Consider the following 13,722-nt stretch of genomic DNA (forward strand, 5'->3'; position numbering starts at 1 on the left):
AGTCTTTTGAATCTTATGCCGTTGGCAATCAGTGCCGGTAGATAGAATAAAACAGATAACGAGGTGCGCCGCAGTTCCCTCATTGGAATAATCCAGGTTTGGAAGCCAAAACCGCGAAGGGTATCTGCGGCACGTCCTTCGCTTGGGAGTATGAATTCGAATGTGAAGTATTCACTCAAGAATAAGCTACTTCGAATAATCGAAAATAGACTGCCCGTCGCGTCTATAGCATTTTCTATCACCATTATTGTGGGCTTATTCATAATCAATCTCCCTTAGTTCTCATCACCTGTTATAATGCGGCAGATTCCTCACCTTTTTCGCCTGCAATTGTCACCAGGTCTCTGCTACAAACCGCGCGTGTTAAAGCCGCTTTGTGAGCGATGGGTGCAACTGAACTCTCACAACCTCAATCCACTTGCTACTTATTGATGTCTCGTTGAAATCAGCCATTCGTGCGGCAGCGGCAGTACCTAAAGATTGTGACAATTCGCGATTAGTCAGCAGGGCCTTCGCCGCCTCCGCACAGGTGTTATAAGCATGAGAAGAGTCAAGCATCGGCACCAGTACTCCATTTGTAGTCCAGATAGCCTCCAGTATTGGGCCATTAAAATAACCTGCTCCGAAAATTTCGCGTGGACCGTATGGACAATCGCACGAAATTACCGGCACCGAAAGACACATCGCTTCTGCTAAAGCGTTTGGAAACCCTTCCCATGATGATGACAGCACAAAGAGCTTGGATCGTCGTATTAATGGAAAGGGATTACTTTGGTGTTCGAGAAAAACAACGTCAGTTTTGTAAGCTATTGCATGGTCACTTTCGGCTACGTTTAGTTCCAACTCTTGTGCAAGCCTGACCAGCTTTGATTTTAAATTGCCCGAACCTAGAATAAGGAGGCGAAATACTAATCCCTGGTCTTTCAAAACCTTCACAGCATGTAAAAGACCTTCATGGTTCTTTTGAGGATGTAGCCTCCCACTTGTTGCAATGACTGGTCTGGAAAATATCGGTTCTACGTTAGGGTCAATTGGCGCTTGTGATGCTTTAACAATACCTTCAATGTCATATGGATTGGAAATTACAACAATCCGGTCTCCATCCAATCCCATCAACGTAATCAACTCATTCCGAATTCCCTCGCTGACTGCCACGATAAGATCAGCCTTAGGATACAGAATTTTCATAAACACTGACTTCCTGAGGAAACCCAGAAACCCACTAATTTCACGATCCCCGAACTTCGAACCTCGAATACTTAGTACGATTTTATCATTTACGTCAGATAGCACATTGACATAATCGGCACCCTCCAAAAAACTTATGCTTATATCAACGCCCAGCGTTCGCTTAAGTCGACGCAGGCGAATCACCCTTTGAACAAACTTCCATGCCTTATCAAATACATTGGATCCGGCCGTTACATCAAGAGAGTGAATCGTCCCTGTCGACGGGTATGTCGGAAGAGTTTGCTTATTGAAAACCACAAAATGAACATCGAAATCCTCCGCGAAGATGAAGCTCAATTTGGCGATCGATCGCTCAGCGCCACCCTTTCCAAAGTTTGGCAAAATGAGCATGAGTTTTTTTAGTTTACCTTCTCTATCCATGTCTTATGCCACATTACGAAACTCAGGATTCTCCACATCTTCTCAATGTTATACTCCTTGCCGCGTTGTTTATAGTATTTGTACTTAGTAAGCTCACCTTTAACTTCCTTCGAATTGATGTACGAAAGCCGCTTCAGGGAGTCATCTGACAGATAGTTCTCAAACATTTCATCAAGGTCCCGACTGAACCACGCAAAGATGGGGATGCTGAAACCGCGCTTCTTTTGCTGAATCAAATGCTCAGGCAAGTATTTCCCCAAAAGGCTTTTCAAAAGATACTTAGAGATTCCGTTCTTGACTTTGAGGGTTGCGGGAAGTCCAACAGCATATTCAACAAGTCGATGATCGAGAAAAGGTTCTCGCGCTTCAATACCAAAAAACATTGATGCCCGGTCAATCTTTACCAAAAGATCATCAGGAAGGTAGTAGCTGATATCCCAATCCGACATATTCGCCAACATTTCATCTCTTTCATGATTTGAAGGCAAGTCGGGAACAATAGTTCCTTTAAGAAGCTGCAAAACTTCAGGCTTCGATTGATTAGCGATAAAGGCCTCGTAAAACTCAAGATAGTTGCCAGCACTCAACAATTCCTCAACGGCAGAAAGTTTGTGTTCAAAATTCAGTGCAACTATCTGCTTCCTCCTTTCAGCCGAAACAAGTCTACGCGACACGGAAACAAGTGTCCTCCGTACCGACCTCGGCATCCGCGAGAACCTCTTATAAAGACGATAGGCATCCATGTAGTGGTTGTATCCGGCAAACAATTCATCGCCACCATCGGCAGACAAGACCACTTTTACACCAGTTTCTTTTGCAAGCTCAGATACGCACGCTACCGGTATACCAGACGTATCTGCAAACGGTTCATCGTATATGTCATAGAACTTATACAAAAACTTCTTTGCCTCGTCGAGTTCCAGGATCTTCTCAACATGCCTGAAACCAAGATGATTGGAAATATTACGCGCGGCCATGGACTCATCAAACCTCGGCTCGCTAAATCCGATAGTAAATGACTGAAGACCGCCACCTACATGTTGCTTTAGAATGGAAGCAAGCAAGGAACTGTCAACGCCTCCACTAAGGAACAAGCCAACCGGTACATCTGAAACCATTCGAAACTTAGCGGAGGACACCAGCAATTCTTCGATAGTTCCAAGTACAACGTCCTCCGAAATTCCCGCAGACATTTTTGACGACCAACTCCAGTACCTCTGCAATACTGCTCCTTCGGAACCTATCCTCATGAATGTTCCTGGCTCCAACTTATGCACGCCATCAAATGCTGAGTATGGTGATGGCACATACCCGAATCGAAAATAAAGAGCCGCAGCCTCTACATTGACTTCAGCGTTTCCCTGCATTAATACAATTGCCCGGGGCTCGCTGCCAAAATAAAAACCCTTTGCAGAAGTCGAATAATATAGCGGCTTCACTCCGAGCCTATCACGACAGAGAAATAATTCATTCTTGATTCGATCATATATCGCAAATGCAAACATTCCAATGAACCTGTTTGGCGCCCCACTCCCCCATCGATGAAATGCCTTTATAACAACTTCAGTATCTGAATTTGAAACAAATGAATAACCTTCGGATTGCAGCTCTTTTCTAACATCTTTGAAGTTGTATATTTCTCCATTGAATACAAGTGCCAGGTGTTCGAATCTATAAGGCTGGGAGCCTAATTCAGAAAGCTCGATTATAGCAAGCCGCGTGTGGATCAGCCCGACGTTATTGTGCACATAGCTGCCGTTTGCATCTGGCCCACGATGCACCAGACAGGTGGTAAGGTCTCTGATTATCGTCCTTGGAACTTCTGCATTATAATATCCGGCAATACCGCACATGCTATTTCAATTCCTTTTTATTAATGAAATCATCCAGATCAGAACTAAACGAATCTGCGTCAACGTAAAAGCCTCCAGAAAATCGCTCGCTCGGTTGCCTGCCAATTATCGCACGATATTCGAAACCTTTCAATTTCGCCAGCATGGCATAGTGAAAAGGAAGATATCCCAGATCTGGAGGAGCAAAGATCTCATAAACCTTACATTTTCCATTACGAAACATCATATTGGTAAGTCCTGCCCCATGAATTCCAACTATCAGAGCCGCACTTGAAAACAACTCTATCTGCTGAGGTAATGTTAGATCACCCGCATCAATTATTTCTATGTGGTGCAATTGACAGACTCTTTCAATCTCATCAATATTATCAACAAAACGCAATCGTTCACGTTTGCGTGTGACAAAAATCCGGCGTATTCCTTTGGGTGCAGAAGTATTGAGTGGCTTGAATACATCGGTCAGGAGACCCGCACTGTGCGTTGGTGCCTTGCAAAAGATTACTCTCTCACACTCGATATACTGAGTGGACTGTATCAACCAGTTTAACCCGGACAATTCTTTCGATGAAGCAAGCATGTGCTGAAAATATGGTTTTGTCCATAATCTTTCTGCAACAATGATTTTGACGGACTCGAGAAGAATACCAAAGTCCTTCAGGTATTTTACTTTAGTGAGAATGTCGTTATAGAAATGAAAGTAGTTTTCTTCTCCTGTATCGCGGAATGAAATGGCAAATCCAACTTTCTCCACTGAACGTCTGTTCCAATAGGCAAGTAGATCTGGTTTCTTTTGATGATCCGTTCTGGAATAGGGAAGTGACTGATACACGAGACCGTTAGCTCCTTTTATCCCCCATCCGTGAACAGGTTCAATAACACAAAGGGATTTAAAGTCGAGAATATACTGATCTTCTGACCATGTACGCCAGAATTGCAGGTAAGGAAACTCTGGGCGAATTTTTAGCTCATCAAAACTATACAGTTCCCCGGCAAATGGACTATGAATAGTTTTATAGACAAAACTTGAAGGATCAATCACCACTTCCCGGTAGCATACTTTATCGAAAGTAGAAATCTTAAGCTTATTATATACAAGGAAAGCCTTCTTGAGAAATGCTATCGGAAAGATTCGCTTCAGCAGTACTTTGACCAAGGACACAGATTCAATTGAATTTTCTTGAATAATTCAGTACGTGTCTCCAAGTTGCCCAAAATCGCTTGCGTAAACAAACAGCTGGGGTTGTCTTTAAAGCCCTCCATAGGTAAGCTTTTGATTCAGCTACGTTCTTTAAGTTGACAATACTTAGCAATGCAAAAAAGGTATATCTGTCCGCCTCAAAAATGCGAAGATATCTGCGAAAAGTAGCAACAAAGGGCTGATCTGCCAGAAGGTATTTCAGCATCTTTGTATCCCTTGTGATTACTTGTTCCGTCGAAATTGTCTCCAGGCTTCTGTTGGCATGATTTCTAATCTGAAAGGTAATGGCACTGCAACGCATCAATTGGGTTCTACTAGCCAGCCTTAACCAAAGCTCCCAATCTTCGGATGATGCCATTTGTCGGTCTTCGTTAAATGGATTAGTAAGAAAAAGATCTCGTTGTACAAACACACTATTACATGCGAGGTAGTTGGTTGAAATGAGTCGCCGCTTCGTATTTGCCGAAGAGGCACCACGTTCTTCCGATAACACCGTACCATTCATATCTGCAACCTGATAGCACGTATGGAAAAATTGAACATCCCTGTTGTTCAATATGAACGTCCATGCAGCCGAAATATGGTTATCCAACATTATATCATCGCTGTCAAAGAAGTTCAAAAACATTCCAGTAGCCACACTGCCTCCCAAATTTCGAGCAGCACCGCGTTCTTTATTTTCCTGAAAGATATATCGAACAGGTCCACGCTGGGCGTGCTTCATGACAACTTCGCGGGTATTATCGGTACTCCCGTCGTCAACGACGATAATCTCCAGAGCTTGATCCTTTTGCCTTAAAGCCCGCCCTAACGATTCATCCAGCATGGCCGCCCGATTGTATACAGGTATGATAATAGAGATCTGGGGGGGGTGCTGATTCATTCGATAGTTAGGTTCTGAATGCTGCTAAATTTATAACCGAAAGTTACGAATCTCTAATTGAAAGCCGACAAGGAATAGGCACTTGGACTACCTACCGTTCAAAAAAAATCGTCGATCGTCTTATCTCACGAAATCAAAATTGCATACAGCAATTTTTTGAGTAGTTTTCAATCCGGATTATCTACCGCGTTTCTTGCGTTCTTCTAAAAATCATATACCATCAATTGACGGATTGCGCGCTGTCGCTGTTCTCTTCGTAGTACTATCCCATTTATCAGTAACACGGTCATTGACCGAGAAATGGAATCAGTACATTGGATGGTTCATTGACGGCAAGACAGGGGTCGATATATTCTTTATAATAAGTGGATTCTTGATCACTCTGCTTCTTTTGACCGAACGTGAAAAGTATGGTTCGGTCAATCTGAAAAACTTCTATATTCGACGAGTTCTACGGATATTTCCAGCCTTCTACTGCTATCTGGGTTTCATTTTGATACTTAGCATTTTAGGGCAGATTGAAGTCAGTTCGCGCGCACTTCTTGCAAGCGCTCTATACATCTATAACTTCAACATAAGCGAACCGAATTGGTACGTCAATCACAGTTGGTCACTTGGCGTAGAAGAACAGTTTTACATTCTGTTCCCTGTCTTTATTCTTAGACTAAAGCTCGGACAAGCACGTATCGCCTGGATTATTTCACTGATCGTTGGATCCGCGATGCGAGCATTGTACTATAAGTTTCCGGAAAACTCATCTTATTTCCTTTCTGGATTTTTCCTGCATGCCGACTTTTTGGCGACAGGATGTTACATAGGATTTCTGTACAGTTATAAACGCGATTGGCTGAGAGAAATTTCTAAAAAAATGACTCCAATAATTCCATTCATAGCGATTGCTGCCATCTTGCTCGTTTATTCGTTTCAATACCATCCAGTTCTGGACATCGTACTTATTCCGCTGGGGAGAACAAGCACAAACCTTTCAATTGGCATTGTCCTGATTTATTACATATTTCCAAGGCAAAGCCCTGTTTATGATGTACTCAATGCCAGCCCAATGACCTGGTTAGGTAGACTATCTTACAGCCTGTACCTCTGGCAGCAATATTTTATTAGCGGAAAAGACAAAATGATAAGCTCATTTCCACAAAACCTCGCTATCCTGTTTGTTGTCTCGATTGCTTCATACTATTTGATCGAGAGACCATTTTTGCTCTTTAAATCAAAGTTTACTCCAGACCGAGACATTCAATGAAATCGAAGAGAAACTTTACCTCAAGAATCAAATAATTCGAAAGTCTCCGTGAAGAGTATAAAATTTCGTTTCGATGCCGGGATTAATTGTTATTGAACCATTTGGCGGATTGGGGAACAGAATGCGAGTTATCGTAAGTGCAATAGCACTCTCGAAGTCGTTGGGAAAGGACCTAAAAGTAATTTGGAAGACGGGGGAAGATCTCAAATGTAGCTTTAATCGATTATTCGAGCCCATTAACAATGTGAACATTGTCCAGGAAAATGTGGGTACAATATATTCCAGTTTCAACAAGTCATGGATAAAACGAAAAACCATACAAGCCATCAACCTCCTTAACGGTTTCAACTTAGTCGTTCATGAGCAAGATCATTCCATCGTGTTTGCCGACGATGCAACAGCCCGTAAGATTCTTCAGACCTATACCAATGTTTATATAAGAAGTTGCGAGCACTTCTATCTTGCTGACAATGATTGGACGGTATTTGCACCAATTCAGCAACTACGTATTGTCATCGACGATCTAATTCAGAATTTTAAACCGAACATTGTAGGTGTGCACATAAGAAGGACCGATAACTACAAATCAATACAAGTAAGCAGTCTTGATAAATTTATCGAACTTCTAAATGATCATAGTATCAAACAGTGCTTTCTTGCTACTGATGACCCTCTCGTACTTCATGAATTGAGTTCAAGAATTGCAGACAATAGACTGATAATTTACAGCAAAGAATTTACAAGATCAACGGAAAAGGGTGTACAGGATGCGCTTATTGAGTTGTTCTGTCTTGCGAACTGTTCAAAAATCTATGGCTCATATTGGAGTTCATATTCAGAAGTAGCAAGCTATTTGCAAAACAAAGAGTTAATTATTGTAGGTAGCCGTCCGGACATTGCTGGATAGAAGATCCAAATATTGGGGCAGGACATTGTCAATATCAAATCTCCTCGTAATGGTGTTGTGCAAATTTTCCCCAATGTCTGGTCGGTTTTGCCAAAACTTGTGAGATATGATTTCAATCGCCGTGTTCGCAAAGTTTTCTGCATCAGCTACAAATCCGTTTGTACCATCAATCATATATTCATTAAAATCGCCGACGTCCTTACAAAGCAAAACCGGCTTTTTCAACAGCCCGGCCTCTTTGATTACCACACAACTTGACTCCAAAAGAGAAGGGTGTAGGACAATATCAGCAGCTTCGAGAAAGTCCAAAACATTCGGGACGTGTCCTTTAAAAAACACACAGTCAGATAATCCGTTTTTTGACACCTCATCCTCAAGTTGCTGACGCATTGGTCCGTCCCCTAGAAGCAATAAAACTGCATCTATGCCACGTTGTTTTAGTCTTTGCGCTATTTCCACTGAAACATCTGGGCGTTTATATTGCGTAAGTCGTCCAATTGTTAGCATGACAATTTTTCCTGAAAAGGAACGTTTGATGCTGGCAGCGGCATTCAAACTGGGAAGCGGATAAAGTCTGAAATTGTAACCAAGATTGATGTGTCGTATCCTCTGCAGAGCTATGCCTTCGATTTCATGCATATACGTCCGTGCCCGTTCCGAAACCACAATCATTTCCCTGACCAATGCATTGGTCGCCACATATGTCCGGCTGTGGCTGTATTTGTATAATGCAGCTTCATTCACATGATGCCTGCACAGGAACACTCGTGCCTTCACGAAATACTGCGCAACTGAAGCAATGAAATTTGTAGTATCCAGGTGACTGAATACAAAGTCGACTTTGTTGCTCCGGCAAAATCTAATAAATGCCCAAACGTGTTTGACTAAATATAATATTGACCCATCTCCTGGTATTTCATGACAATGAGTAGATATACCTTGACTCGCGACAAAATTACTGAACTCAGTATCACAATTAAGATTAAGCGAAATAATGTGATGCCCCTTTTCTTTAAGGGCTATCATAACACTCTCCACATCACGAGCGCGTTTTACAAATGGGCCATAAAACAGAATTGTCGACACGCTAAGTCTATAAAGAAGTTTCGACGAGTATGTTTAAGTCTTTTTTAACCGATAAAACGTGCGAGATCCAAAATATTTCCATAGCCCCGGAACCTCGTTCCGAAAGTAAGTTTTCGGCACTCTCGCCGGCAACACTAGTTCCGACGATTTGAAGAGTTCGAATTCGAATCCCAGACTTTTTAGCCGTGCAAAAATTGATGGTAGTTGAATATAATTGACGTAAGGCTGTCCTCCCTCTGTGTAAGGCTTTCTAATCACTTTCCGATACAAGCACCAAATACCAAAAAGGTTGAAGTAGTTTGGACAAGTCAAGATTAGGGTCCCACCTGTCTTTAATACACGGTGCATTTCTTTGAGCGCTAGTAATGGGTGCGGCACGTGCTCGATGGTTTCGCACGAAATTATTACGTCAAACGTTTGTTCAGAAAAACTCAGCTTTTGAATATCCTCCTGTTGCCAGGTAATTTTACCAGTCTTTGGGGCGTTTGCGCGACCAATCTCGATAGCCGTTGGAGAATAATCACATGCAAACAACTGTTTTATATCGGGGTATTTATTGACGATAAAATTTGAAAACCCGCCACGGCCACATCCGATTTCCAAAATCACCGAATTATTGACAGCTAATTTTTGCACTTGTGCTTTAGCAAAATTGTGCCATGGCGTATCAATGTCATTGTCGGCGACATGTGCACCATGCCATGAATCATAGTTTGTTGCTTTTTCAGGCATAACAATAAGGCATAATCTTACATATGCAGCAGGTGTCCATTGCTCCTCACATACTCTCCGGGCGATTCACCTTTTAAATTCCTTTGAATACGATCGTAAATTAATGTGAACGTGGAACCTTTCGTTGACAACCAATAAATACTCTGTAACCTCTGGTAGAACATACAGAAACTATAAAACTGACGACCGCCAAAAGCCATTCGCGGTGCAAAGTATAAAAGTTCCTTTAAAGCACCAGAAAGAAACCTAGAGCGTAATTTTAGTGCTGATTCGAGGGAGCCTTCGACAATGTTTTCAAGTATATATAGATGAACTATGTCGTCTATCACAAGCAAATTGGGGAACAAGTAGTACTTTCGCTCCAATCGGTTTTCCGGAATCTCATGGTGAAAAGTTATCTCTGATGAGTAATAGACTTTAAACCCTAAGAATCTCGCCATGCAACAGATCTCAGCATCACCTCCTGAACTAACAGCTTTTCCCTTCCTATCAGATAGTTGGAACTTAATGCTTCTCTTCTCCAGTAGGTCAAAGACTTTCTTACGTATGACAATCCCTGCGCCAAACACCCATGTTTGGAACCCACTTTGTTTTCTTTCATCCCCTACTGCCAAGGCCGTAAAAAAGTCCTTCAGCCATTCCCGCCCCTTGATAGAAAATTTTGGCTGCGAATAGCCACCAAGAATGCCTATGGTCGAGTCTCTGTCCAGCATTGCAAAGGCACCAACCAGATATCCTTCGTCCAGGTGATTGTCATCATCACAAAAGACTATGTAGTCAGATTGCGACTCGCGAATGCCTCTCATTCGCGCATTTGCCAATCCTGGATTTTCTTCATGGACAACACGAAACTCAATTTCGTTTCGGTCACAATTGCGCCAAGTTTTCAGAGCAGTCTGTGCAGTGTCGTCGGTAGACGCATTGTCAACTATTAACACTTCGACTTTGAAAGAGGCAGGAACAATTATCTTCGAAAGATATCGAAGGGTCGTGCCGATCCGGCGCGCACTATTATAGCAACACACTACAATCGAAACACTATGCGTATTTATTGCCATTGCTTACCTCAAAAAAACTACAACTCATTTCAAACATCTCCAAGTAAAGGTCGTTAGGATTTGCTTGGGCTATACTAAACTGTTCCGAAAGCCGAATAGGGTCTCTCCCCTTTCCAATAATTGAAATCCGTATTGTTCAAGTCCTTTTACAACACGATTATTGGTATCCTCATGCACTTCAATTGCTATTCGGCAGGTTCCCTTCAGACCCGAAGCCAGACTCAAATCTTTCTCAAAAATGTCGACTTCTGCACCTTCAATATCCAACTTCAAGATGTCGAATTGTTTAAAGCCAGAACCTTCGAGAGCGCTAGCGATTGTGGATGCAGCCACCTTCGTAGTACCGGAAGGGGCAACATGTCGAGACCATTCTCTTCCGTCGCGGTAATCAGCAGCGAGAAAGACTTCCCCTGTTTCCCACCAAATTGCATTATTTACACATGAGACGTTTGCTAATTTGCTTAACTCAATGTTCTTCTGAAGAATTTCAAAATTATCCTTGTCTGCTTCCATTGCAAAAACCATTGCATCCGGAAAGTGAGCTTTTAAATATAGTGTTGTGCATCCAATGTTAGCACCACCATCCAGAATCGTTGGTCTTAACAGCTCCTCAGTTTTTAATAAACTATATTCCTCACGAATGAAGACCTGATTAAAAACCATAAAATCAGAGCTATTCCAACGAAGGATCATTTGAATAGAGGATGAACAGAAAGCAAACTTAATTCTCATATGATCCTTCTCAGGCAGGGCCTCACCTTTGTGATCATGTAAGAAGGTCAAGATTGATCTCGACTCTATCAGGTTGCTATCAAATAGAAAATGCCAGATACTGGACTTAAGTCTCACGAATTGAAAGAATAAAATAGCAAGGAGTGCCGGATACTTCTTCAGAGGATATGCATTCAGTATAAAAAGAATTTTGCTCACGACGATCCTTTTTTTGAAAAGTACCTATTGATGATTGTTGCCATCAACTAATTCCCACCTACATCTAACAAAAACATCACCATAAAACCATCGGTTCTCAAAGTGGGTAAATTCAGAGCCACCATCATAAATTGAGAATTGACAGATTTGATCCTTCATGTCATATCCAACAGTATTAGGAATATGTAATGCTAACAGAAGGGAATATGTGCCTGGAGTGAGGGTACTCCTGGGAATTGTAACTTTAAAGGTATTTTCATCTTCGCTCAGCGTGTAGTCATCTAAGCAAATGTCAGACGAAAAAATGCGCTGGCCATTCTTGTTGTTTACCGCCGCCAATAGATGAACATTCTTGATTGTCTCGTTTCTACCAAAATTTGCCTCAATACAGATTTCTTCAGCGTGACTATAGGTAGCTGCGGATGCCCCATCAATTGAAAGCGTCCTTACCCGTTTAAAAAAGTAGGGCTGAGCGTTCGCTTTGCCAACCGCACTGAATTCATTGTTGACTCCGACAGAGTCCATGTATTTGTCAATAATACTGGACGACTCTCCCTGCGCCAATACAGTTCCATTGCCGAGCAAAATCGTATTCTTGCAGAGTTTACTTACCAATCCGAGTTGATGGCTTACAAAGAGCAAAGAACTTCCTCCTTTGGCCACGCTCTCCATCTTATTCATACACTTTTTCTGAAATTCAACGTCTCCAACCGCAAGTACCTCATCAATTATCAATATCTCCGGCTCGAGAAAAGCGGCAACTGCAAATGCTAGTCTAAGTTGCATGCCACTTGAATAATGCTTCAGTGGTGTATCAAGAAACTTTTCGACACCACTGAAGTCTACAATTTCATCAAACTTTCCCTCAATCTCACGTCGCATCATCCCTAAGAGCGAACCGTTGAAATAGATGTTTTCCCGACCAGTTAGTTCTGGATGAAACCCCGTACCCACTTCGAGTAAACTAGCGATTCGACCGCGGGCCACGATTCTTCCTTTTGTGGGTGGAGTTATTCGAGAAAGTATCTTCAAAAGAGTGGACTTCCCTGCACCATTCCTTCCGATAACACCTAACGACTCGCCAGGCGCGACATCAAAAGAAATATTCTTCAATGCCCAAAAGTCCTCGCGGTCCAGACCCTCTCCGCGAAAAACACCTAATAGCCTTTCTCGCAAACTGAGATAACCAGCAGACTGATGGCTAATTTTGAATAGCTTAGCGATGTTTCGTACCTCGAGAATTGGCCTCATTTAGTCCTATTTAAAAACAGACTTGCATCATCACTTACCTTCAAGCAAGGTCTGCAAAAAAATCTTCAGTCCGCCTGAAGTAATATATTCCAATGGCCATGAGGAGCAATCCAGACACTACGCTCATTAAGACTAGTGAGTGGTTAAGCTCAGTATTGGTTAATGGCAACCTAAAGAGCTCCACAGCCGCATACATCGGTGAACAGGCTAGCACATATTGTAAGAAGGGGTACTTAAGTAAATTGATTGGATAAATGACTGGAGTCAAGAAAAACAAGACCTGAATCAGGAATGGTATCACATATCGAAAGTCACGATACTTTACATTCAAACTAGAGAGCAAGCAGCCAGGGCCCAACGTTGCAAAAAGAGTTAGTAGGATGGCGACTGGCCAAGCCCATATAACCATGAATGAAACTGGCTGACCGTAAAAAACAAGCAAAGGCACGAATAACAGGAAGGCCATTAAAAAGTCAAACAATGCCACGAGGATCGAAGAAACTGGAATAATCAGCTTTGGAAAGTATATCTTCTTTATGATATGCGCATTGTTAACCATACTATTGGCTGAACTGGTCAGACCAGAGGAAAAGGTATTCCATAACAACAAGCCAGAGAAAACAAAAATTGGGTATGGTAGATCCTGCGACGGTATATTCAACGCCCTGCCAAAAAAGAACGTAAAGATGATCATCATCAATAGTGGCTGCAACACAGCCCAGGCAAACCCTAAAGCTGTCTGCTTGTACTTGATCTTAATATCGCGCCAGGTAAAAAAGTAAAAGAGCTCTCTGTAGCTCCATAATTCCTTCCAATTAAGCATCCGCCGTCGATCGGCGTCGACCACGAATTCGATATTGTCATTCATCATATCTGGTCGCTGGCGTATAGACACGGGCTCGGAAATACCAGCGCGAAGTACTTTGATGCAAGTTATAGAGATTTGCCCAGTATG

General features: G+C 42.3%; 12 protein-coding genes. 2 read left to right on the forward strand and 10 right to left on the reverse strand.

Translation table 11 applies throughout. The features are described 5' to 3' along the window. Window positions 1-363 precede the first annotated feature (363 nt). Genes WBG78_RS12795 through WBG78_RS12810 form a run of 4 tightly spaced genes read right to left on the reverse strand, consistent with a single transcriptional unit; the run spans window position 364 to window position 5,545 of the window. Window positions 364-1,581, reverse strand: a complete 1,218-nt coding sequence (locus WBG78_RS12795) for a glycosyltransferase (RefSeq protein WP_337326816.1) — start codon at window positions 1,579-1,581, stop codon at window positions 364-366. An 8-nt stretch (window positions 1,582-1,589) separates the two neighbouring features. Next, a complete protein-coding gene (gene asnB / locus WBG78_RS12800) occupies window positions 1,590-3,464 on the reverse strand; it encodes an asparagine synthase (glutamine-hydrolyzing) (protein WP_337326817.1) in 1,875 nt (624 codons plus the stop codon). 1 nt (window position 3,465) lies between these two features. After that, a complete protein-coding gene (locus tag WBG78_RS12805) occupies window positions 3,466-4,617 on the reverse strand; it encodes a glycosyltransferase family 61 protein (protein ID WP_337326818.1) in 1,152 nt (383 codons plus the stop codon). Between the two features lie 10 nt (window positions 4,618-4,627). After that, window positions 4,628-5,545: a glycosyltransferase family 2 protein gene (locus tag WBG78_RS12810; protein ID WP_337326819.1), complete on the reverse strand. Its 918-nt coding sequence runs from the start codon at window positions 5,543-5,545 to the stop codon at window positions 4,628-4,630. A gap of 193 nt (window positions 5,546-5,738) precedes the next feature. Between WBG78_RS12810 and WBG78_RS12815 the strand changes: the two genes are divergently transcribed. Together WBG78_RS12815 and WBG78_RS12820 are read left to right on the forward strand one after the other, a co-directional pair. Next, on the forward strand, window positions 5,739-6,803 hold the full coding sequence (locus WBG78_RS12815) for an acyltransferase family protein (protein WP_337326820.1): 1,065 nt from the start codon (window positions 5,739-5,741) through the stop codon (window positions 6,801-6,803). A 73-nt stretch (window positions 6,804-6,876) separates the two neighbouring features. Then, the gene (locus tag WBG78_RS12820; protein WP_337326821.1) at window positions 6,877-7,710 is read left to right on the forward strand and encodes a hypothetical protein; all 834 of its coding nucleotides are present in this window, start codon (window positions 6,877-6,879) and stop codon (window positions 7,708-7,710) included. On the opposite strand, the gene WBG78_RS12825 is transcribed toward WBG78_RS12820, so the two are convergent. From WBG78_RS12825 to WBG78_RS12850, 6 genes are all read right to left on the reverse strand, one after another. Next, window positions 7,672-8,796 carry a glycosyltransferase family 4 protein gene (locus WBG78_RS12825; RefSeq protein WP_337326822.1) on the reverse strand — a complete coding sequence of 375 codons (1,125 nt, stop codon included), beginning with the start codon at window positions 8,794-8,796 and terminating at the stop codon, window positions 7,672-7,674. The two genes, WBG78_RS12820 and WBG78_RS12825, sit on opposite strands and share 39 nt — an antisense overlap. Window positions 8,797-8,829: 33 nt before the next feature. After that, entirely contained in the window at window positions 8,830-9,528 is a 699-nt protein-coding gene (locus tag WBG78_RS12830) for a class I SAM-dependent methyltransferase (protein WP_337326823.1), read from the reverse strand. 17 nt (window positions 9,529-9,545) lie between these two features. Next, window positions 9,546-10,586 carry a glycosyltransferase gene (locus WBG78_RS12835; RefSeq protein ID WP_337326824.1) on the reverse strand — a complete coding sequence of 347 codons (1,041 nt, stop codon included), beginning with the start codon at window positions 10,584-10,586 and terminating at the stop codon, window positions 9,546-9,548. A 69-nt stretch (window positions 10,587-10,655) separates the two neighbouring features. Then, window positions 10,656-11,516 carry an FkbM family methyltransferase gene (locus WBG78_RS12840; protein WP_337326825.1) on the reverse strand — a complete coding sequence of 287 codons (861 nt, stop codon included), beginning with the start codon at window positions 11,514-11,516 and terminating at the stop codon, window positions 10,656-10,658. Between the two features lie 24 nt (window positions 11,517-11,540). Further along, window positions 11,541-12,767: an ABC transporter ATP-binding protein gene (locus WBG78_RS12845; RefSeq protein ID WP_337326826.1), complete on the reverse strand. Its 1,227-nt coding sequence runs from the start codon at window positions 12,765-12,767 to the stop codon at window positions 11,541-11,543. A 40-nt stretch (window positions 12,768-12,807) separates the two neighbouring features. Continuing rightward, the gene (locus WBG78_RS12850; RefSeq protein WP_337326827.1) at window positions 12,808-13,638 is read right to left on the reverse strand and encodes an ABC transporter permease; all 831 of its coding nucleotides are present in this window, start codon (window positions 13,636-13,638) and stop codon (window positions 12,808-12,810) included. Between the last annotated feature and the right edge of the window lie 84 nt (window positions 13,639-13,722).

It is taken from the genome of Chryseolinea sp. T2, from assembly GCF_037203685.1.
Classification (GTDB): domain Bacteria; phylum Bacteroidota; class Bacteroidia; order Cytophagales; family Cyclobacteriaceae; genus Chryseolinea.

Coding starts and splice junctions, on each gene's coding strand:
- WBG78_RS12795 (WP_337326816.1), bottom strand. CDS start 1,581: ATGCTCATTTTGCCAAACTTTGGAAAGGGTGGCGCTGAGCGATCGATC.
- asnB (WP_337326817.1), bottom strand. CDS start 3,464: ATGTGCGGTATTGCCGGATATTATAATGCAGAAGTTCCAAGGACGATA.
- WBG78_RS12810 (WP_337326819.1), bottom strand. CDS start 5,545: ATGAATCAGCACCCCCCCCAGATCTCTATTATCATACCTGTATACAAT.
- WBG78_RS12820 (WP_337326821.1), top strand. CDS start 6,877: ATGCCGGGATTAATTGTTATTGAACCATTTGGCGGATTGGGGAACAGA.
- WBG78_RS12830 (WP_337326823.1), bottom strand. CDS start 9,528: ATGCCTGAAAAAGCAACAAACTATGATTCATGGCATGGTGCACATGTC.
- WBG78_RS12835 (WP_337326824.1), bottom strand. CDS start 10,586: ATGGCAATAAATACGCATAGTGTTTCGATTGTAGTGTGTTGCTATAAT.
- WBG78_RS12845 (WP_337326826.1), bottom strand. CDS start 12,767: ATGAGGCCAATTCTCGAGGTACGAAACATCGCTAAGCTATTCAAAATT.
- WBG78_RS12850 (WP_337326827.1), bottom strand. CDS start 13,638: ATGATGAATGACAATATCGAATTCGTGGTCGACGCCGATCGACGGCGG.